At 69.1% G+C, this 19,147-nt stretch carries 20 protein-coding genes; 8 read left to right on the top strand and 12 right to left on the bottom strand.

Annotated elements, in window-relative coordinates; all coding sequences use genetic code 11:
- Window positions 1-25: 25 nt before the first annotated feature.
- Together argH and ACH492_RS23995 are read right to left on the bottom strand one after the other, a co-directional pair.
- Complete coding sequence (gene argH / locus ACH492_RS24000; protein ID WP_398989694.1) at window positions 26-1,453, bottom strand: argininosuccinate lyase; 1,428 nt, start codon at window positions 1,451-1,453, stop codon at window positions 26-28.
- 77 nt (window positions 1,454-1,530) lie between these two features.
- Window positions 1,531-2,724, bottom strand: a complete 1,194-nt coding sequence (locus ACH492_RS23995; protein ID WP_398989692.1) for an argininosuccinate synthase — start codon at window positions 2,722-2,724, stop codon at window positions 1,531-1,533.
- 519 nt (window positions 2,725-3,243) lie between these two features.
- On the opposite strand from ACH492_RS23995, the gene ACH492_RS23990 reads away from it, so the two are divergent.
- From ACH492_RS23990 to ACH492_RS23975, 4 genes are all read left to right on the top strand, one after another.
- Window positions 3,244-3,828, top strand: coding sequence for a pyridoxamine 5'-phosphate oxidase family protein (locus tag ACH492_RS23990; RefSeq protein WP_398989690.1), 585 nt, complete (start codon window positions 3,244-3,246; stop codon window positions 3,826-3,828).
- Window positions 3,829-3,958: 130 nt separating this feature from the next.
- Window positions 3,959-5,326 carry a ferric reductase-like transmembrane domain-containing protein gene (locus ACH492_RS23985; protein WP_398989760.1) on the top strand — a complete coding sequence of 456 codons (1,368 nt, stop codon included), beginning with the start codon at window positions 3,959-3,961 and terminating at the stop codon, window positions 5,324-5,326.
- Between the two features lie 38 nt (window positions 5,327-5,364).
- The gene (locus ACH492_RS23980) at window positions 5,365-6,231 is read left to right on the top strand and encodes an FMN-binding protein (RefSeq protein WP_398989688.1); all 867 of its coding nucleotides are present in this window, start codon (window positions 5,365-5,367) and stop codon (window positions 6,229-6,231) included.
- Window positions 6,231-7,007: an FAD:protein FMN transferase gene (locus tag ACH492_RS23975; RefSeq protein ID WP_398989686.1), complete on the top strand. Its 777-nt coding sequence runs from the start codon at window positions 6,231-6,233 to the stop codon at window positions 7,005-7,007. The genes ACH492_RS23980 and ACH492_RS23975 overlap by 1 nt, the downstream gene beginning before the upstream one ends.
- A 20-nt stretch (window positions 7,008-7,027) precedes the next feature.
- Here ACH492_RS23975 and ACH492_RS23970 read toward each other — a convergent pair whose 3' ends face one another.
- From ACH492_RS23970 to ACH492_RS23940, 7 genes are all read right to left on the bottom strand, one after another.
- Window positions 7,028-7,564 (bottom strand): arginine repressor, encoded by a 537-nt coding sequence (locus ACH492_RS23970; protein WP_398989684.1) that lies wholly within the window; start codon window positions 7,562-7,564, stop codon window positions 7,028-7,030.
- Between the two features lie 7 nt (window positions 7,565-7,571).
- Entirely contained in the window at window positions 7,572-8,768 is a 1,197-nt protein-coding gene (locus tag ACH492_RS23965; RefSeq protein WP_398989682.1) for an acetylornithine transaminase, read from the bottom strand.
- Window positions 8,765-9,664 carry an acetylglutamate kinase gene (argB, locus tag ACH492_RS23960; protein WP_398989680.1) on the bottom strand — a complete coding sequence of 300 codons (900 nt, stop codon included), beginning with the start codon at window positions 9,662-9,664 and terminating at the stop codon, window positions 8,765-8,767. The genes ACH492_RS23965 and argB overlap by 4 nt, the downstream gene beginning before the upstream one ends.
- Window positions 9,665-9,670: 6 nt before the next feature.
- Window positions 9,671-10,825 (bottom strand): bifunctional glutamate N-acetyltransferase/amino-acid acetyltransferase ArgJ, encoded by a 1,155-nt coding sequence (gene argJ / locus ACH492_RS23955; protein WP_398989678.1) that lies wholly within the window; start codon window positions 10,823-10,825, stop codon window positions 9,671-9,673.
- Window positions 10,822-10,944 (bottom strand): hypothetical protein, encoded by a 123-nt coding sequence (locus ACH492_RS23950; protein ID WP_398989676.1) that lies wholly within the window; start codon window positions 10,942-10,944, stop codon window positions 10,822-10,824. The genes argJ and ACH492_RS23950 overlap by 4 nt, the downstream gene beginning before the upstream one ends.
- Entirely contained in the window at window positions 10,941-11,969 is a 1,029-nt protein-coding gene (gene argC, locus ACH492_RS23945) for an N-acetyl-gamma-glutamyl-phosphate reductase (protein ID WP_398989674.1), read from the bottom strand. The genes ACH492_RS23950 and argC overlap by 4 nt, the downstream gene beginning before the upstream one ends.
- A 183-nt stretch (window positions 11,970-12,152) precedes the next feature.
- A complete protein-coding gene (locus ACH492_RS23940) occupies window positions 12,153-12,728 on the bottom strand; it encodes a CGNR zinc finger domain-containing protein (protein ID WP_398989672.1) in 576 nt (191 codons plus the stop codon).
- An 82-nt stretch (window positions 12,729-12,810) separates the two neighbouring features.
- Here ACH492_RS23940 and ACH492_RS23935 point away from each other — a divergent pair, with 82 nt between their 5' ends.
- A complete protein-coding gene (locus ACH492_RS23935) occupies window positions 12,811-13,983 on the top strand; it encodes an epoxide hydrolase family protein (RefSeq protein ID WP_398989670.1) in 1,173 nt (390 codons plus the stop codon).
- 43 nt (window positions 13,984-14,026) lie between these two features.
- Here ACH492_RS23935 and ACH492_RS23930 read toward each other — a convergent pair whose 3' ends face one another.
- Window positions 14,027-14,263, bottom strand: a complete 237-nt coding sequence (locus ACH492_RS23930) for a hypothetical protein (protein WP_398989668.1) — start codon at window positions 14,261-14,263, stop codon at window positions 14,027-14,029.
- A 73-nt stretch (window positions 14,264-14,336) separates the two neighbouring features.
- Here ACH492_RS23930 and ACH492_RS23925 point away from each other — a divergent pair, with 73 nt between their 5' ends.
- Window positions 14,337-14,756 (top strand): helix-turn-helix domain-containing protein, encoded by a 420-nt coding sequence (locus ACH492_RS23925; protein WP_398989667.1) that lies wholly within the window; start codon window positions 14,337-14,339, stop codon window positions 14,754-14,756.
- A gap of 10 nt (window positions 14,757-14,766) precedes the next feature.
- Window positions 14,767-15,183 (top strand): VOC family protein, encoded by a 417-nt coding sequence (locus tag ACH492_RS23920; RefSeq protein WP_398989665.1) that lies wholly within the window; start codon window positions 14,767-14,769, stop codon window positions 15,181-15,183.
- 31 nt (window positions 15,184-15,214) lie between these two features.
- Here ACH492_RS23920 and ACH492_RS23915 read toward each other — a convergent pair whose 3' ends face one another.
- On the bottom strand, window positions 15,215-15,457 hold the full coding sequence (locus ACH492_RS23915; protein WP_398989663.1) for a hypothetical protein: 243 nt from the start codon (window positions 15,455-15,457) through the stop codon (window positions 15,215-15,217).
- A 397-nt stretch (window positions 15,458-15,854) separates the two neighbouring features.
- Between ACH492_RS23915 and ACH492_RS23910 the strand changes: the two genes are divergently transcribed.
- Window positions 15,855-18,245, top strand: a complete 2,391-nt coding sequence (locus ACH492_RS23910; protein ID WP_398989661.1) for an ATP-binding cassette domain-containing protein — start codon at window positions 15,855-15,857, stop codon at window positions 18,243-18,245.
- 158 nt (window positions 18,246-18,403) lie between these two features.
- On the opposite strand, the gene ACH492_RS23905 is transcribed toward ACH492_RS23910, so the two are convergent.
- Window positions 18,404-19,114: an AAA family ATPase gene (locus ACH492_RS23905; protein WP_398989659.1), complete on the bottom strand. Its 711-nt coding sequence runs from the start codon at window positions 19,112-19,114 to the stop codon at window positions 18,404-18,406.
- Between the last annotated feature and the right edge of the window lie 33 nt (window positions 19,115-19,147).

Below are 19,147 nucleotides of genomic sequence, written 5' to 3'. Positions count from 1 at the left end.
TGCGACTGCGACTCGCGTACGAAGATCAGCGCTTGGCGTCCGCCCACGCCCGCTGTGCGGCCAGATCGGCCTTCACTTCGGCGAGTTGGACGGCCACGGCGGAGGGCGCCGTGCCCCCACGGCCGCTGCGCGAGGCGAGCGCGCCGGGCACATTGAGAACCTTGCGGACATCTGGTGTCAGATGGGGAGAAATCTTGACAAACTGAGCATCCGTCAGCTGGTCCAACTCGATCCCCTGCGCCTCGCACTCCTTCACGCACTCGCCCGCGACCTCGTGCGCCACCCGGAACGGCACGCCCTGTCTGACCAGCCACTCCGCGATGTCCGTCGCCAGCGAGAAGCCGGCCGGGGCCAGCTCCTCCATGCGTTCGCGGTTGACCGTGAGCGTCGCCATCATGCCGGTGAACGCCGGGAGCAGGACCTCCAGCTGGTCACAGGAGTCGAAGACCGGCTCCTTGTCCTCCTGGAGGTCGCGGTTGTACGCGAGGGGCAGCGCCTTCAGGGTGGCGAGCAGCCCGGTGAGGTTGCCGATCAGGCGGCCCGACTTGCCGCGTGCCAGTTCCGCGATGTCCGGGTTCTTCTTCTGCGGCATGATCGACGAACCCGTCGAGAAGGCGTCGTGCAGGGTTACGAAGGAGAACTCTTTCGTGTTCCAGATGATGACCTCCTCCGCGATCCGGGAGAGGTTCACCCCGATCATCGCGGTGATGAAGGCGAACTCCGCCACGAAGTCACGCGACGCCGTGCCGTCGATGGAGTTCCCGGCGCTGCCGTGCTCGAAGCCGAGGTCCTTGGCCACCGCCTCCGGGTCGAGGCCGAGGGAGGATCCCGCCAGGGCGCCCGAGCCGTACGGGGAGACCGCCGTGCGCTCGTCCCACTGGCGAAGCCGCTCCGCGTCCCGGGACAGCGACTGGACATGGGCCAGTACATGGTGCGCGAAGAGCACCGGCTGCGCGTGCTGGAGATGCGTGCGGCCCGGCATCGCCACATCGGGGTGCGCCTCGGCCAGACCCACCAGCGCGTCCTGGAGATCGGCGATCAGGCCGCCGATGATCCGCGCGTGGTCCCGCAGAAACATCCGGAAGAGCGTCGCGACCTGGTCGTTCCGCGAGCGCCCGGCCCGCAGCTTGCCGCCGAGGTCGGGGCCCAGCCGCTCCAGCAGGCCTCGCTCCAGCGCCGTGTGGACGTCCTCGTCGGCGATCGTGCCCACGAAAGAGCCGTCCGCCACATCCGCTTCGAGCCGGTCGAGCCCGGCGAGCATCCGGGCCAGCTCGTCCTCGGTGAGCAGCCCCGCCTTGTGCAGCACGCGCGCGTGGGCGCGGGACCCCGCGATGTCGTACGGCGCGAGCCGCCAGTCGAAGTGGACGGACGCGGACAGCTTGGCCAGCGCCTCGGCGGGACCGTCGGCGAAACGACCGCCCCAGAGCCGGACGTCACCGCTGTTGCTGCTCACTGCTGTGCTCCTCAAGGCTGTGGATGTACGACCGCCTCCCCACCCCGGGGGTGAGGAGGCGGAGATCACGCTACTGCTCAGATCAGGTCCCGCTTGGCGGCGATCTTCGACGACAGGCCGAAGAGTTCGATGAAGCCCTGCGCCTTCGACTGGTCGAACGTGTCGCCCGAGTCGTAGGTGGCGAGGTTGAAGTCGTACAGCGACTCCTCGGACTTCCGGCCGGTGACGATGGCGCGGCCGCCGTGCAGCGTCATCCGGATGTCGCCGGTGACGTGCTGGTTGGCCTCGTTGATGAAGCCGTCCAGGGCACGCTTCAGCGGCGAGAACCACAGGCCGTCGTAGACCAGCTCGCCCCAGCGCTGCTCGACCTGCCGCTTGTACCGGGCGAGCTCCCGCTCGACCGTGACGTTCTCCAGCTCCTGGTGCGCGGTGATCAGCGCGATCGCGCCGGGCGCCTCGTACACCTCACGGGACTTGATGCCGACAAGACGGTCCTCGACCATGTCGATCCGGCCGATACCCTGCCCGCCGGCCCGCTCGTTGAGCTGCTGGATCGCCTGCAGGACGGTGACGGGCTTGCCGTCGATGGCGACCGGGACACCCTCCTTGAAGGAGATGACGACCTCGTCCGCCTCGCGCGGCTCCGCCGGGTTCGAGGTGTACTCGTAGATGTCCTCGATCGGCGCGTTCCAGATGTCCTCCAGGAAGCCGGTCTCGACGGCCCGCCCGAAGACGTTCTGGTCGATGGAGTACGGCGACTTCTTGGTGGTCGCGATCGGGAGCTGCTTCTCCTCGCAGAAGGCGATCGCCTTGTCCCGGGTCATCGCGTAGTCACGGACCGGGGCGATGCACTTCAGGTCCGGGCCGAGCGCGGAGATACCGGCCTCGAAGCGGACCTGGTCGTTGCCCTTGCCGGTGCAGCCGTGGGCGACGATGCCCGCGTTGTGCTTCTTGGCGGCGGCGACGAGGTGCTTGACGATCGTCGGCCGGGAGAGGGCGGAGACCAACGGGTAGCGGTCCATGTAAAGGGCGTTGGCCTTGATCGCCGGAAGGCAGTACTCGTCGGCGAACTCGTCCTTGGCGTCCGCCACCTCGGCCTCGACGGCACCGCATGCGAGCGCGCGCTTGCGGATGACGTCCAGGTCCTCGCCACCCTGGCCGACGTCCACGGCAACGGCGATGACCTCGGCGCCCGTCTCCTCGGCGATCCAGCCGATGGCGACGGAGGTGTCCAGACCGCCCGAGTAGGCGAGTACGACGCGCTCGGTCACTGGTTTCTCCTTACGGTGCAGTCGGTGATGGGTATAACTATGCAGACCTCCGTATGTTTTGTCAACGCGCTCTGTGGGAGTGCACATATGTCGGCGGCGCCGGGCCATGCACCGCGCCTACGATCGGCGCTTCGCACGCACGAGCGGCAGTGATCAGGGATTTCTGACCAGGTGGGCGATCGCCGGCAGACTCATGGACGGCGAGCCGGTCGACACGGTCACCGAAACGGCCGACGCCGCCGCCTGGACAGCCCTCGACATCGGCATACGCGAGCGGGCACAGCCGCAACCGGCCCTCCTTCCCTCCCGCGCCCGGATCGACGGGACCGGGACCTGCCGCCCGCCGCGCCGCTGGGGCCGGCCGAGTGCGGCTCGCGCACGGACGCCGTACTGCTGGTGCCGTGGACCGCTGCACGCATCTGCTCAGCGACTACGTATTGGCACGGCTGCGGCGGGAGTTGGACATCACCGGGTGAAATCGAACGCGGCGGACGCCCCCGATCACCAATAATCCATGGCATGGGAAAGATCTATGAGCGGATAGACGGCCGACTGCGCACCTTCATCGAAGAGCAGCAGATGTTCTTCACCGCCACCGCACCACTCGGCGGTGACGGCACGATCAACTTGTCTCCCAAGGGCCTCACCGGCTCCTTCGCGGTCCTCGACGAGCAGACCGTCGCCTACCTCGATTTCGCCGGCAGCAACGCCGAGACCATCGCCCACCTCCGGGAGAACGGCCGCATCACCCTGATGTGGTGCGCCTTCCAGGGGCCGCCGAACATCGTGCGCGTACACGGCCGCGGTGAGCCCGTCTTCCGTGACGACCCGCGCTTCAAGGAACTCCTCGCCCGCTTCCCCGACATCGATCCGAACAGGCACGGGCTGCGCGCGATCATCGTGGTGACAGCCGAACTCGTCCGCGACACCTGCGGATACGCAGTGCCCTTCATGACGTACGACGAAGACCGGGATCTGCACGCCAGGCGGTTCGAGCGCGAGGACGACGAGAGTCTCGACAGCTACTTCCACAAGAAGGAGCACATCGCAAGCAGCATCGACGGGCTCCCGGGGCTGCCGCTTCCGCTGCCGCCCACACCCTGAGCCGTATCACGCTCTACTGACCGGGCCGGCGACTCACAGATTGCACAAGCGCCCTTCGCATTGAACTCCACGCGCCTCCCATGCGTATCCCCGTACGCGAAAGTGGTACAGCCGAGGAGCAGTCGTGGCGATGTTGCAGAGCGGTCGGGCCGCAAGACGCCAGACCATGCGGGCGATCCGCCCCCGGCGTGACCCGGCGGTGGCGCTGCTGGCCGTCGCCTGGGCAGGGGCGGTGGCCGTGCTGTCCCTGTGGTGGCAGAACACGGCGGTGGTGCACATGACCACCGCCGAGTGGCTGATCGGTGCCGGCAGGATCACCGGTCTGCTGGGCGGATACATGATCGCGCTGGTGGTGCTGCTGATGGCACGCGTCCCGGCTCTGGAACGGCGGGTGGGTTCCGACCGGGTGACCCGCTGGCACGCGATGAGCGGCCGCTACGCGATCAGTCTGATCGTCACGCATGTCGTGCTGACCGTCTGGGGGTACGCCGTCCAGGCCCGTACCGGCCTCGTGGAGCAGACGGTCACCGTCGTCGTCGACTTCCCTGAAATGATCAAGGCGGCGATCGGAACCGGACTCCTGCTGCTCATCGGCTTCGTCTCGGCCGGGGCGGTACGCCGGCGGATGTCCTACGAGACGTGGTACTACCTGCACCTTCTCACCTATGTCGCGGTGTATCTCACGTTCTGGCACCAGCTGGCGACGGGTGCCGAGTTCGTGGCGAACCCGACGGTGCGCACCGTCTGGTACGTGCTGTACGGAGCGGTCGGCGCGCTGTTGCTCTGGTACCGCGTCCTCTCCCCCGTGCGGCTCAATCTCTGGCACCGGATGCGGGTCGAGTCGACCGTGGACGAAGCACCCGGTGTGGTCTCCGTGCTGATCACCGGGCGACGGCTGCACCGGCTCGGCGCCGAGGCCGGTCAGTTCTTCCGCTGGCGGTTCCTCACCAAGGGGCTGCGCTGGAGCGCCAACCCGTACTCGCTCTCCGCCCCGCCCCGCCCCAATCTGATGCGGATCACCGTCAAGGCGGTCGGCAAGCACAGCACGGCCCTCTCCCGGCTGGAGCCGGGGACGCGGGTCTGGGCGGAGGGCCCGTACGGAGCCATGACCGCCGGCCGCCGGAGCCGCAACAAGGTGCTGCTGATCGCGGGCGGCGCCGGAATCACCCCGCTGCGGGCACTGTTCGAGACGCTGCCCGGCGGCCCTGGCGACCTGACGCTGCTCTACCGGGCCAGCAAGAAGCAGGACCTGGCGCTCTGGGACGAGCTGCAGCAGATCGCTGAGCACCGGGACGCACAGCTGATGTACGCGGTGAACGGCCCGGACGGGGCACGGCCCGAGATCACCGCCGAGCGGCTGAAGGAAGTGCTGCCGGACATCGACGCGCACGACGTCTATCTCTGCGGGCCGCCCGGTCTCGCCGAGGAGTCGTACCAGGCACTGCGCGAGGCAGGAGTGCCGTCCCGCCGGATCCACCACGAGTCCTTCGAGATGTGAGGCCGTCCTTGAAGAGGAAACATCCGCTTCGCCGGATCATGATCGGCGTCGCCGCCACCGCGTCCAGTGTCGTCCTGCTGCTCGCACTGAAGCAGCCTGGCAACACCGTGGCCGAGGCGTCGTCGCAGGCAGGCTCTCAGGTGCCGCCCGCCGGCTCGGCGTCCGCCGGGAACGGCGCCGTGGCCGCGGGAGGACAGACGGTGCTCGGTGACGTCGCCGGCACGCAGTACGGCGACGTCCAGGTCCAGCTCACCCTCAGCGGCGGCAGAATCACCGGGGCGCAGGCGGTGAAGGCGCCCAGCGCCGACGCCAACAGCCGGGAGATCGCCGCCGACGCGATCCCCAAGCTCAACCAGGCCGCGCTGACGGCGCAGAGCGCGCAGATCGACGCGGTCTCCGGGGCCAGCTACACCAGCGAGGGCTACATCAAGTCCCTGCAGAGCGCACTCGACAAGGCCGGGGCCGCGGGGGCGGTGGGCTCCGGGGCCGGGAATTCCGGCACCGACGGGTCCGGCGCGCAGGCCGGGGCACAACCCGGAGCAGGGACGCAGCCCGGAGGGGACTCGAGCTCCGGTGCGGCCTCGGGCTCCGGTGCGGGCTCGGGCTCCGGCTCCGGTGGCGCCCCGGCGGCGAAGACCGTCCTCGGCGACGTGGCCGACACCCAGTACGGACCGGTGCAGGTCCGGATCACGGTCAGCGGCGGCAAGGTCACCGCGGCCGACGCCGTCAAGGCACCCTACTCCGACGCCAACAGTCGGCAGATCGCCGCCAACGCTGTGCCCAAACTGAACCAGGCAGCGGTCAGTGCACAGAGCGCGCAGATCGACTCGGTCTCCGGGGCCAGCTACACCAGCGAGGGCTACATCAAGTCCCTGCAGAGCGCGCTCGACAAGGCGGGTCTGTGATGCCCGGTGGCCGAGAGCGCGTGCGCCATGTCGAGCACTCCATGGGCACGGTCTTCTCGTTCGACATCCGTATCGCCGACGGCAGCGACTCTCCCAGGGTGCGCGCCGGACTCGCCGCCGCCGTGGCCGGTCTGCACCGCGTGGACGAGACCTTCTCGACGTACCGTCGGGACAGCCAGCTCAGCCGGCTCGCCCGCGGCGAAATCTCCCTCGGAGACTGTGTCACCGAGGTTGCCGAAGTACTCGATCTGTGCGCGGACGCGGAGCGCGAGAGCGACGGCTGGTTCACCGCCCGGTACGCCGGCGAGCTGGATCCGACCGGTCTGGTCAAGGGCTGGGCGGTGGAGTGCGCGGTCCGCATGCTCGCCTCGTCCGGTGCGGATTCGGTCTGCCTCAACGGAGGCGGCGACATCCAGCTGTACGGCGGCCCCTGGCGGGTCGGCGTCAGTGACCCGCTGCACCCGGGCGAGCTGGTCACGGTGATCGAGGCCGACGAGGGCCTCGCCGTCGCCACCTCGGGCCCGGCCGAGCGCGGCTGCCACATTCTCGATCCGCACACGCGCCGGCCACCCGCCGAGGTCCTGGCGTCGATGACCGTCGTCTGCCCGGGGCTGACCCACGCGGACGCCCGGGCGACCGCCGCGTACGCCATGGGCGGGCGGGCCCGCGACTGGCTGGAGGAGCTGCCCGATACCGAGGGCTTTGCGGTCAATGCCGACGGCAGCACCTGGCGGACCAGCGGATTCGCCCGCCACACCGCGAAGTTGACTGCCTGACGACCGGACCGCCGACGGCCTCAGCGGTCGTTCTGGGCCAGGCGCAGCAGATGGTCCGCGAGTGCCTGGCCGCCGACCGGGTCGCGGCTGATGAGCAGCAGCGTGTCGTCGCCCGCGATGGTGCCGAGGATGCCGTGCAGTTCGGCCTGGTCGATGGCCGAGGCGAGGAACTGGGCCGCGCCCGGCGGCGTACGCAGCACCACGAGGTTGGCCGATGCCTCGGCCGAGATCAGCAGTTCGCCGGAGAGGCGACGCATACGCTCCTCCTTCGCCGACTCGCCGAGCGGGGCATGCGGGGTGCGGAAGCCGCCCTCGCTGGGCACCGCGTAGATCAGCTCGCCGCCGGTGTTGCGGATCTTCACCGCGCCCAGCTCGTCGAGGTCGCGGGAGAGCGTCGCCTGGGTGACGCTCAGTCCGTTGTCCGCAAGGAGCTTGGCGAGCTGGCTCTGCGAGCGCACCGGCTGCCGGTTGAGGATGTCCACGATCCGGCGGTGGCGGGCCGTACGGGTCTGCGGAACGGCGGGCCCGCCGTGCTCGGTGTCCTGCGCCTCGGTCATCGTCGTCTCATTCTCCGGATCGTCCATCCCCGCTTGCTGCGTCGAGAACGCCGGGCAGGGCCCCGAGGAACGCGTCCACCTCGGCCTCGCCGATGACCAGTGGAGGCATCAGCCGTACGACATCGGGGGCAGGCGCGTTCACCAGGAAGCCGGCGCTCTGAGCCGCCTGCTGCGCCTGGGGCGCGAGGGGCTCGGTGAGCACGATACCCAGCAGCAGGCCCGCGCCACGGACATGGGAGACCAGCGGGTGGCCCAGGGATTCGATTCCGTCCCGCAGTTTTTCGCCGAGTCGCTTGACCTCGTCGAGGGTTCCACCGGCCGCGAGGGTGTCGAGTACGGCGAGTCCGGCGGCGCAGGCGACCGGGTTCCCGCCGAAGGTGGTGCCGTGCTGGCCGGGCTTCAGCAGCTCGGCGGCCTCGCCGAAGGCGACGGTCGCGCCGATGGGGAGCCCGCCGCCGAGCCCCTTGGCGAGGGTGACCAGATCGGGCTCGACGCCCTGGTGGGCCTGGTGCTCGAACCAGTGTCCTGTCCGGCCGATGCCCGTCTGGACCTCGTCGAGCACGAGCAGCGTGCCGGTGGCCCGGGTGATCTCCCGGGCGGCCTCCAGATAGCCCTTGGGCGGGACGACCACGCCGATCTCGCCCTGGATCGGTTCGATGATCACAAGCGCGGTCTCTTCGGTGACCACGGCCCGCAGCGCTTCGGCGTCTCCGTACTCGACGTGCGTGACGTCCCCGGGCAGCGGCAGGAACGGCTCCTGCTTTCCCGGCTGGCCGGTGAGCGCCAGCGACCCCATGGTGCGGCCGTGAAAGCCGCCGACGGTGGCGACCATGTGCTTACGGCCCGTCAGCCGGCCCATCTTGAAGGCGGCTTCGTTGGCCTCGGCACCCGAGTTGCAGAAGAAGACGCGTCCGGGGCGGCCGAAGAGCTGGATGAGGCGCTCCGCCAGTGCGACGGGCGGCTCCGCGACGTAGAGGTTGGAGACATGGCCGAGGGACGCAATCTGCCGGCAGACGGCCTCGACGACGGCGGGGTGGGCGTGGCCCAGCGCGTTCACGGCGATGCCGCCGACGAAGTCGGTGTACTCGACGCCGTCCGCGTCCCAGACCTTGGCGCCCTCGCCGCGGACGAGCGACAGCTTCGGCGTGCCGTAGTTGTCGGTCATCACGCCCTGCCAGCGCTGCGCGAATTCCTGGTTACTCATGATTCCCCCTGTCCGTCGGGCACGACCATGGTGCCGATACCCTCGTCGGTGAAGATCTCCAGCAGGATCGAGTGCGGGACGCGGCCGTCGAGCACGCGGGCTGTGTTGACCCCGTTGCGTACGGCGAACAGGCACCCCTCCATCTTGGGGACCATGCCGCTGGAGAGGTCGGGCAGCAGCTTCTCCAGCTGGCTCGCGGTGAGCTTGCTGATCACCTCGTCGCTGCTCGGCCAGTCCTCGTAGAGCCCCTCCACATCGGTGAGCACCATCAGCGTCTCGGCGCCAAGCGCGGCGGCGAGCGCGGCCGCGGCGGTGTCGGCGTTGACGTTGTAGACGTGGTGGTCGTCGGCGGAGCGGGCGATGGAGGAGATGACCGGGATACGGCCGTCGTCCAGCAGCGCCTCGATGGCACCCGGGTCGATTCTGGTGATCTCGCCGACCCGGCCGATGTCGACCAGTTCGCCGTCGATCTGCGGCTGATGCTTGGTGGCGGTGATGGTGTGGGCGTCCTCGCCGGTCATGCCGACGGCGAGCGGACCGTGCTGGTTGAGCAGGCCGACGAGCTCGCGCTGGACCTGGCCGGCCAGCACCATCCGTACGACGTCCATGGCTTCGGGTGTGGTGACCCGCAGGCCCGCCTTGAACTCGCTGACCAGGCCCTGCTTGTCGAGCTGGGCGCTGATCTGCGGGCCGCCGCCGTGCACGACGACCGGCTTGAGCCCGGCCTGGCGCAGAAAGACGACGTCCTGGGCGAAGGCCGCCTTGAGGTCCTCGTCGATCATGGCGTTGCCGCCGAATTTGATGACGACGGTCTTGCCGTTGTGCCGGGTCAGCCAGGGCAGCGCCTCGATGAGGATCTGGGCTTTGGGCAGTGCGGTGTGCTTACGAGTGCTCATGAGTCCTCAGGAGGAGTACGCGCTGTTCTCGTGGACGTAGTCGGCGGTGAGGTCGTTGGCCCAGATGACGGCGGACTCGGACCCGGCGGCAAGGTCGGCGGTGATCTTCACCTCGCGGTAGCGCATATCGACGAGCTCACGGTCCTCACCTACGCCGCCGTTCTTGCAGACCCATACGTCGTTGATGGCGACGTTGAGCCGGTCGGGCTCGAAGACGGCCTTCGTGGTGCCGATGGCGGACAGCACCCGGCCCCAGTTGGGGTCCTCGCCGTGGATGGCGCACTTGAGGAGGTTGTTACGGGCGATGGAGCGGCCCACCTCGACGGCGTCGTCCTCGGTCGCGGCGTTGATCACCTCGATGAGGATGTCCTTGGACGCGCCTTCGGCATCGCCGATCAGCTGGCGGGCGAGATCGTCGCAGACCCTCTTGACGGCCTCGGCGAACTCCTCGTACCGGGGCGTGATCTCGCTGGCTCCGGAGGCGAGCAGCAGCACGGTGTCGTTGGTGGACATGCAGCCGTCGGAGTCGATGCGGTCGAAGGTCAGCCGGGTGGCGTCGCGCAGGGCCTTGTCGAGGGTCGCGGCTCCCAGGTCGGCGTCGGTGGTGAGGACGACGAGCATGGTGGCGAGGCCGGGGGCGAGCATGCCCGCGCCCTTGGCCATCCCGCCGACGGTCCAGCCCTCGCCGTCGACTACGGCGGTCTTGTGCACGGAGTCGGTGGTCTTGATGGCGATGGCGGCCTTCTCACCGCCGTGCGGGGAGAGCTCGGCGGCGGCCTGCTCGATGCCGGGCAGCAGCTTGTCCATGGGCAGCAGTACGCCGATGAGCCCGGTCGACGCGACGGCGACCTCGCCGGCACTGTGCCCGGCCAGGACCTCGGCGGCCTTCTCGGCGGTGGCGTGGGTGTCCTGGAAGCCCTTGGGGCCCGTACAGGCGTTGGCGCCGCCGGAGTTGAGGACGACGGCGGTGACTTCGCCGCCGCGCAGGACCTGCTCGGACCAGAGGACGGGGGCGGCCTTGACACGGTTGGAGGTGAAGACGCCCGCGGCGGCGCGGCGCGGACCGTTGTTGACCACGAGGGCCAGATCCGGATTGCCGTTCTCCTTGATCCCGGCGGCGATGCCCGCCGCCGAGAATCCCTTGGCTGCCGTGACGCTCACTGCATCTCCTTGATCGCTTCTCCGCCCGCGCCGGGGATACCGCCCGCCGAAGGCAGGGGGAGCAGCGGCGCGGCTTTCGGGGTTGTCTGCAGCCCGGCGGCTGCGCGTGCGTCGCTCACGGAGCGACTCCAATCGTGGAAAGTCCGGTGTCCTCGGGGAGCCCGAGGGCGAGGTTCATGCTCTGCACCGCGCCGCCTGCGGTGCCCTTGGTGAGGTTGTCGATGGCGCTGATCGCGATGATGCGGTCGGCTGCCTCGTCGTACGCGATCTGGATGTGGACGGCGTTGGATCCGTACACGGATGCCGTGGAGGGCCACCGCCCTTCGGGCAGCAGGCAGATGAACGGCTCGTCCTGGAAGGCCTTCTCGTACGCCGCCCGTACGGAATCGGCCGTCACGCCCTTTTTCGCTTTCGCGCTGCACGTGGCGAGGATGCCCCGGGGCATCGGCGCGAGGGTCGGCGTGAAGGAGACGCTGACCCGCTCCCCCGCCGCCGCGCTGAGGTTCTGGATCATCTCGGGGGTGTGCCGGTGGCCGCCGCCGACGCCGTAGGGGGTCATGGAGCCCATGACCTCGGAGCCGAGCAGATGCGGCTTGGGCGCCTTGCCCGCACCGGAGGTGCCGGACGCGGCGGTGATGACGGCCTCGGGCTCGGCGAGCCCGTCCGCGTACGCGGGGAAGAGCGCGAGCGAGACGGCGGTGGGATAGCAGCCGGGCACCGCGATGCGCTTGGCCCCCGCCAGGGCGGCGCGGGCACCCGGCAGTTCGGGGAGGCCGTAGGGCCAGGTCCCGGCGTGCGGCGAGCCGTAGAACGCCTCCCAGTCGGCGGCGTCCTTCAGCCGGAAGTCGGCGCCCATGTCGACGACGAGCACCTCGTCGCCGAGCTGCTCGGCGACACCGGCGGACTGCCCGTGAGGGAGGGCGAGAAAGACGACGTCGTGCCCGGCGAGCACCTCGGCGGTGGTCGGCTGGAGCACCCGGTCGGCGAGCGGCATCAGATGGGGCTGCAGGCCGCCGAGGCGCTGCCCGGCATTGGAGCTGCCGGTGAGGGCGCCGATCTCGACGCCGGGGTGGGCAAGAAGCAGCCGGAGCAGTTCCCCACCTGCGTAACCGCTCGCTCCTGCCACTGCTGCTCGTACCGCCATCGAACCCTCCTCGTCGAAGGCATGACTATACGCAGACCCGTAGATTTATGCAATCGCACCCCGGGCCAGGCCGTCCGGTGTGACCGTGAGCTTTGGTTGGCGGGTGAAGGTCGTTTGGGGCGGTGCCCGAACGGCTCATGCGCCAGCCGCCGCGCGACCGTGTCGCGCACCACGAGGTAACGATCACTCCGCTGATCTGGGGTTTTTGCGCTGGTTGGCATTGAAGCGCGCTTTCTTCTGACGATTCCCACACGTGTTCATGTCGCACCATTTGCGAGTGCGACTTTGACTGGTGTCGAAGAAGGCGGCTTGGCAGGTTGGTGATGCACACAAGGCCAATTTTCCGTCTCGTTCGCCTGCGATGATGCTGATCGCGTCGGCGGCGATCACGCCGAGGGCATCTTCCACGCAGGAAGCCGAGCTGAGCCGCCAGCGCCGCTTGCCCTCGGGCGTCAGAATCGCCGCGGCCCGACCCTGAGCGCTGCAGTCATTGATGACTTGGACGGCAGACGCAGGGAGAGCGTCCTGGATCGCGGCCGCTGTCGCGGCGGCGTGAATCGACTCCCTCAGTTCCCGAGCGAGGTCGAGCTGGGCAGTGGTGCAGGAGTCCACGGCGAGGCCGTTCACTGCCAGCCAGTCGACGAGTCGGTGCGGCGCGGGAATGCGCTCCACAGCGTCGCCATGACGCTCCGACAGAGTCCCCGTGAAGCTGGTCGCTAGCACGTTACCGAGGCGGAAGTCAGGGAACCGAGCACGCATGGAACCACCTTAGCGGGTTGCAGCGTGGCTCGGAGCACTGCTAGAACCGTCTTAGCCGGTTCCACGATGGCCAGGAGGTCTCATGCCCCGTCTAACCAGCGACGTGCAAGCATTTGAAGCCCACGCAACTGACGCTGACCTCGACGATCTGCGCGCGCGACTGGCCGCGGCGCGGCTACCGGAGGCCGAGACGGTCTATCGCGCCGCGCCCGACCCTCGCCGATGGGAACAGGGCGTTCCTCTCGCCGACCTCGTCGATGTCGTGAACTACTGGCGCACCGGGTACAACTGGCGGTCGTTCGAAGAGCGCCTTAACAGGATCGGCCAGTTCCGCACGACCATTGATGATCTGGGAATCCACTTCCTGCACCGCCGATCCGCGCGCGCAGATGCCACTCCTCTGATCTTGACGCATGGCTGGCCAGGCAGCATTGCTGAGTTCATCGATGTAGTAGACGAGCTGGCAGATCCGAAAGATGCAGACGCGCCGGCGTTCCACGTCGTGGTCCCGTCGCTACCAGGCTTTGGTTACAGCGACAAGCCGGCTACCACCGGGTGGGGAACCGAGAGGATCGCGGCCGCATGGGTGGAACTGATGGGAAGGCTCGGCTACAGCAAGTTCGCAGCCCACGGCGGCGACTGGGGAGGTAATATCACCACGGTTCTCGGCGGCAGGTTCCCGGCGCACGTTCTCGGCATCCACACAACGTTCGCGGAGGCACCACCCGGGTTGACAACGGACGGGCTGACGGCGGTCGAGCGCAAGTGGACCGAGGAAACCCGCGATTTCTGGCGCCACCACGCGGCGTACGCGAAGCAGCAGGCGACCCGACCGCAGACCATCGGCTACTCGCTCGTCGACTCACCGGTCGGGCTTCTTGCCTGGATCCTTGACAAGTTCGCCGAGTGGTCAGACACCGAAGATAGCCCGTTCGAGACGATTTCCAGAGACCGCGTTCTTGACGACGTCACCCTGTATTGGCTGACGCGGACCGGCGCATCGTCGGCCCGCATTTACTACGAAAGCCACAACTCGCTCAATCCCGAACTTCGGGTCGACGTCCCGTCAGCAATCAGTATGTATCCCCGCGACATCGAGAAGTGTCCGCGCCCCTGGGCACAGGAGCGGTACCGACAGATCGTCCGATGGAGGTCGCCCGAAATCGGGGGACATTTCCCGTCGCTGGAGGTTCCCGAGTATTTCGTCAAAGATCTACAAGAGGGCCTCGCGGCAGTGCTGGCCGCTAATCGGTGAACGCGGCTCGGCGACCCGGCACTCGATCACCGCCTGATCCGGCTCAAGGCGTTGCCCGACGGCTTCCCCCGTGGGTCGGGCGCCGGGTCATCAAGGTGATGAGTGCCCAGGTCAGGTGTGCTTCGCTCACCTCGGGCAGGCGCTCGTAGTCGCGGCAGTTGCGGCGTGCGTGCATGATCCAGCCGAGCCTTTGGCGTTCTTGGGCCGGGAGATTGTCGTGCTCGCAATCCCGTTCATTCTTGCCGGAGTTGGCATCGGCGCGGTCGAGACGGCCCAGCACTCTCATTGCGCCCGACGGCCCAAGAGCACTGTTCGCGGGGGCGGGCCACGGCCGCCGTGCGATGCTGGTGCGCGTGACCCTGGAGGACCTTGTACGGCTGCGCCGCGCCCGGGACGTGATGGACCGCGACTACGCGCGGCCGCTGGACGTTCCGGCGCTGGCGAACGTCGCCCTCATGTCGCCCGGGCACTTCTCCCGCAGCTTCCGCGCCGCCTTCGGGGAGACGCCCTACAGCTATCTGATGACCCGCCGTGTCGAGCGGGCGAAGGCGCTGCTACGGCGGGGCGACATGAGCGTGACGGAAGTCTGCTTCGCGGTCGGATGCTCCTCGCTGGGGTCGTTCAGCTCGCGCTTCACCGAGCTGGTCGGCGAGAGCCCCAGCGCCTACCGGGCCCGCCGCCACGAGGCCGGCGCCGCGATCCCGGCGTGCGTCGCCAAGATCCTCACACGACCGGTCAGGAATGGAGAAGCGGAATCCGCCGCCGCCTCGTAGCGTCGAGGGCATGAATATCAAGCTCGCACAGTGCTTCATCGCAGTCGACGACCATGACAAGGCGCTCGCCTTCTATCGCGACGTCCTCGGCCTGGAGATACGCAACGACGTCGCGTTCGAGGGGATGCGCTGGGTGACCGTCGGCTCACCCGCGCAGCCGGACGTGGAGATCGTCCTCGAGCCGCCGCTCGCCGACCCCAACGCCTCGCCGGCCGACAAGCAGGCGATGGCGGAACTGCTGGCCAAGGGCATGCTGCGCGGCGTGATCTTCTCCACCGACGACTGCGACGCGACCTTCGAACGCATCCGGGCCGCCGGCGGGGAGGTGTTGCAAGAGCCGATCGACCAGCCGTACGGCGTCCGCGACTGCGCCTTCCGCGACCCCGCCGGCAACATGCTCCGCTTCACCCAGCCCCGCAAGCGGTAGGGACCGCCTGCGGTAGGGTCGCGGCCCGCGTTCACCGCGGTCGTACCGGCGAAGACGCCCGGCGGAGACGCTGGCCGGGATAGAGGGGGAGGGCGGGCGGTGGCAGGTGGACGAGGGGCCGCCCGACGCGGTGCAGGAGGAGGCCCGCGCGCCTGCCGAGCGGCTCGGCGGCCACTTCCTCGACTACTTCGCCGACGCCGACAGGGCGCTCTGCGCGGCCGAAGGGTCGAAGATAGCCGACGAGATCTTCGACCAGCTCCGCGCGGAGCCGCATCCGGTCCCCCGAGTGGACCGTCACCGGCGCCGGGACCGGGGCGACGTCGGCGGCGGTCGGGCGCCGTCTGCGCCGCCCGACCGACCGCGAACTGATGTGCGACGGCCGCTGGTTGGTCTGACGCCTCGGCCGGGCGCGCCGCGTGGGGGCCCAGCGGCGCCACGGGCCGAAGAGGCGTGGATGCCTTGGTTCTGGCGCCGAGAGCGACCCCGGCCGGCGTCAGCCGGACGGACGTCGCGCCACCCCGGCCGGCACCGCCGATCAGGTGGACAGCGGACCGTTGCAGCGACCGCGCCGACGAAGTAGAACCAGACGTACTGCCCGCAGCTGGGCAGATCTAGCCAGGCGACGCCGACGGAGACCGCGAAGGCGGCCCCGCCCAACAGATGGAGACACGATGAGCATGGCCCCGAGGCCGGACACGCAGTCGCCTGCGCTGCACGCTGCCGACAGCCACGAACTGATCCGCGTGCACGGCGCGCGCGAGAACAACCTCAAGGACGTCAGCATCGAGATCCCGAAGCGCCGGCTGACGGTGTTCACCGGCGTTTCCGGCTCGGGCAAGAGCTCGCTGGTGTTCAACACGATCGCCGCGGAGTCGCAGCGGATGATCAACGAGACGTACAGCGCCTTCGTGCAGGGCTTCATGCCGACGCTGGCGCGGCCCGAGGTCGACGTACTCGAAGGGCTGACCACCGCGATCACGGTCGACCAGCAGCGGATGGGCGCCGACCCCCGCTCCACGGTCGGCACCGCCACCGACGCCAACGCGATGCTGCGCATCCTCTTCAGCAGACTCGGCAAACCGCACATCGGCCCGCCCGGGGCGTACGCCTTCAACGTCCCCTCGGTCCGGGCGAGCGGTGCGATCACCGTCGAGCGCGGTGCCAAGAAGGCCGTGAAAGCGACCTTCAACCGCACCGGCGGCATGTGCACGCGCTGCGAGGGCCGCGGCACGGTCTCCGACATCGACCTCACCCAGCTCTACGACGACTCCAAGTCGCTCGCCGAGGGCGCGTTCACCATTCCCGGCTGGAAGTCGGACAGCCAGTGGACCGTGGGGCTCTACGCCCAGTCGGGCTTCCTCGACCCGAACAAGCCGATCCGCAAGTTCACCAAGCAGGAGATGCAGGACTTCCTCCACGGCGAGCCGACAAAGGTGAAGGTCAACGGCGTCAACCTCACCTACGAGGGGCTGATCCCCAAGATCCAGAAGTCGTTCCTGTCCAAGGACAAGGAGGCGATGCAGCCGCACATCCGGGCGTTCGTGGAGCGGGCCGTCACCTTCACCACCTGCCCCGAGTGCGACGGCACCCGGCTCACCGAGGAGGCCCGGTCGTCGAAGATCAAGCGGATCAGCATCGCCGACGCCTGCGCGATGCAGATCAGCGACCTGGCCGAATGGGTCCGCGGCCTCGACGAGCCGTCGGTGGCGCCTCTGCTCACCGCGCTGCAGCAGACCCTCGACTCGTTCGTGGAGATCGGCCTCGGCTACCTCGCGCTCGACCGGCCGTCGGGCACGCTGTCGGGCGGCGAGGCACAGCGCGTCAAGATGATCCGCCACCTCGGCTCCTCGCTCACCGACGTCACGTACGTCTTCGACGAGCCCACCATCGGCCTGCATCCCCATGACATCCAGCGGATGAACGCCCTGCTGCTGCGGCTGCGGGACAAGGGCAACACGGTGCTCGTCGTGGAGCACAAGCCGGAGACGATCGCGATCGCCGACCACGTCGTCGACCTCGGCCCCGGCGCCGGTACGGCGGGCGGCACCGTCTGCTTCGAGGGCACCGTCGAGGGGCTGCGGGCCGGCGGCACCATCACCGGCCGCCATTTCGACGACCGGGCCGCCCTCAAGGAGACGGTGCGGAAGCCCACCGGCACCCTGGAGATCAGGGGCGCGACGACGCACAACCTGCAGGGCGTCGACGTCGGCATCCCGCTCGGGGTGCTTGCCGTCGTCACCGGCGTCGCCGGCTCCGGCAAGAGCTCGCTCGTGCACGGGTCGATCCCCGCCGGCGAGGGTGTGGTCTCGGTCGACCAGGCGGCGATCAAGGGCTCGCGGCGCAGTAACCCGGCGACGTACACCGGACTGCTCGACCCGATCCGCAAGGCGTTCGCGAAGGTCAACGGCGTGAAGCCGGCGCTGTTCAGCGCCAACTCCGAGGGCGCCTGCCCCAATTGCAACGGCGCCGGCGTCATCTACACCGACCTGGCGATGATGGCCGGCGTCGCCACCACCTGCGAGGAGTGCGAGGGGAAGCGGTTCCAGCCAGCGGTGTTGGAGTACCACCTCGGCGGCCGCGACATCAGCGAGGTGCTCGCGATGTCGGTGACCGAGGCCGAGGAGTTCTTCGGCTCCGGCGAGGCGAGCACGCCTGCCGCGCAGCGCATTCTCGGCCGGCTCGCCGACGTCGGGCTCGGCTACCTCAGCCTCGGCCAGCCGCTCACCACGCTGTCCGGCGGCGAGCGGCAGCGGCTCAAGCTGGCCACCCACATGGCCGAGAAGGGCGGCGTCTACGTCCTGGACGAGCCGACCGCCGGCCTGCATCTCGCCGACGTCGAGCAGCTGCTCGGCCTGCTCGACCGGCTCGTCGACTCCGGCAAGTCGGTCATCGTCGTCGAGCACCACCAGGCGGTCATGGCGCACGCCGACTGGATCATCGACCTCGGCCCCGGCGCCGGCCACGACGGCGGCCGGATCGTCTTCGAGGGCACACCCGCCGACCTCGTCGCCGCCCGCTCCACCCTCACCGGCGAGCACCTCGCGGCCTACGTCGGCACCTGACCGAGGCTCTCGCGGACCCCGGCGGATGTCGCCGCCGGGGTCCGCTTCGTCCGAGCCGCTCGACACGGCGAGTCGCCTCGCAGACGGCCACACCCGGTCTTTTGAAGCTGAGCGCTTCGCTTGGCGAAACCCGCCAAGCGAAGCGCTCAGTCACCCGCCTACGGCTCGACGATGTGCCGCAGATAGGCGTGCGGGTCGGCGAGATAGCGGCGCCAGTGGTCCACGACACCGAGCTCCCGCCAGGCGACCCTCCGCATACCGTGCTCGCCGACCTCGATGATGTCCGCGCCCGGCAGGGCGGTCAGCAGTGGGGAGTGCGTGGCACAGATGACCTGGCCGCCCTCCTTGGTCAACCGGTCGATGTGCCCGATCAGTTCGAGGCACGAGGAGAACGAGAGCGCCGCCTCCGGCTCGTCCAGGACATAGAGCCCGGCATGGAGGAACTTCCTCCGGAACGCCGCGAGAAAGCCCTCACCATGGCTGACCGAGTCCGGCGAGAACCCCTCCCTGTCCAGGGCGTCCAGCGCGGTCTCGGCCCGCAGGAAGAAGCCCTTGCGGGCCGACCAGCTGGTCACCATGCGGCGCCCGCGCGCGGCCGCGTCGAACCTCATCCGCTCGCCGAGCGCCGACTTGCCACGCGGGGAGGCGTACGGCCAGTCGTGGGAGCCGCCGTAGGAGTCCAGACCGAACCCCTCCGCCAGCGCCTCGACCAAAGTCGACTTCCCCGAGCCGTTCTCACCGACCAGAAAGGTCACCGGCGCGGTGAAGCGCAGCCCTTCGTCGAGCAGCTGCCGGACGCACGGCACCGACCAGGGCCAGGAGTCGTCGTCGTACGAGGAGAGATGGGCATACGCGCGTTCGACAATCACCCGCCCAGTGTCGCCCAGGACTTGGAAGCCGTA

Source organism: Streptomyces sp. NPDC019443, assembly GCF_044389785.1.
Classification (GTDB): domain Bacteria; phylum Actinomycetota; class Actinomycetes; order Streptomycetales; family Streptomycetaceae; genus Streptomyces.
The sequence above is the reverse complement of the archived record's forward strand: the minus strand, read 5'-3'. Positions and strand labels throughout refer to the sequence as shown.

Excerpts from the sequence above, each read along its gene's own strand:
- ACH492_RS23915 (WP_398989663.1), bottom strand. The coding sequence starts at position 15,457 with ATGCGGCTCCGCGCGGAGCTGGTCGAAGATCTCGTCGGCTATCTTCGA.
- ACH492_RS23935 (WP_398989670.1), top strand. The coding sequence starts at position 12,811 with ATGCCCCGTCTAACCAGCGACGTGCAAGCATTTGAAGCCCACGCAACT.
- ACH492_RS23910 (WP_398989661.1), top strand. The coding sequence starts at position 15,855 with ATGAGCATGGCCCCGAGGCCGGACACGCAGTCGCCTGCGCTGCACGCT.
- ACH492_RS23970 (WP_398989684.1), bottom strand. The coding sequence starts at position 7,564 with ATGACCGAGGCGCAGGACACCGAGCACGGCGGGCCCGCCGTTCCGCAG.
- ACH492_RS23985 (WP_398989760.1), top strand. The coding sequence starts at position 3,959 with ATGTTGCAGAGCGGTCGGGCCGCAAGACGCCAGACCATGCGGGCGATC.
- ACH492_RS23975 (WP_398989686.1), top strand. The coding sequence starts at position 6,231 with ATGCCCGGTGGCCGAGAGCGCGTGCGCCATGTCGAGCACTCCATGGGC.
- ACH492_RS23990 (WP_398989690.1), top strand. The coding sequence starts at position 3,244 with ATGGGAAAGATCTATGAGCGGATAGACGGCCGACTGCGCACCTTCATC.
- ACH492_RS23920 (WP_398989665.1), top strand. The coding sequence starts at position 14,767 with ATGAATATCAAGCTCGCACAGTGCTTCATCGCAGTCGACGACCATGAC.
- ACH492_RS23965 (WP_398989682.1), bottom strand. The coding sequence starts at position 8,768 with ATGAGTAACCAGGAATTCGCGCAGCGCTGGCAGGGCGTGATGACCGAC.
- argB (WP_398989680.1), bottom strand. The coding sequence starts at position 9,664 with ATGAGCACTCGTAAGCACACCGCACTGCCCAAAGCCCAGATCCTCATC.
- ACH492_RS23980 (WP_398989688.1), top strand. The coding sequence starts at position 5,365 with ATGATCGGCGTCGCCGCCACCGCGTCCAGTGTCGTCCTGCTGCTCGCA.
- argC (WP_398989674.1), bottom strand. The coding sequence starts at position 11,969 with ATGGCGGTACGAGCAGCAGTGGCAGGAGCGAGCGGTTACGCAGGTGGG.
- ACH492_RS23940 (WP_398989672.1), bottom strand. The coding sequence starts at position 12,728 with ATGCGTGCTCGGTTCCCTGACTTCCGCCTCGGTAACGTGCTAGCGACC.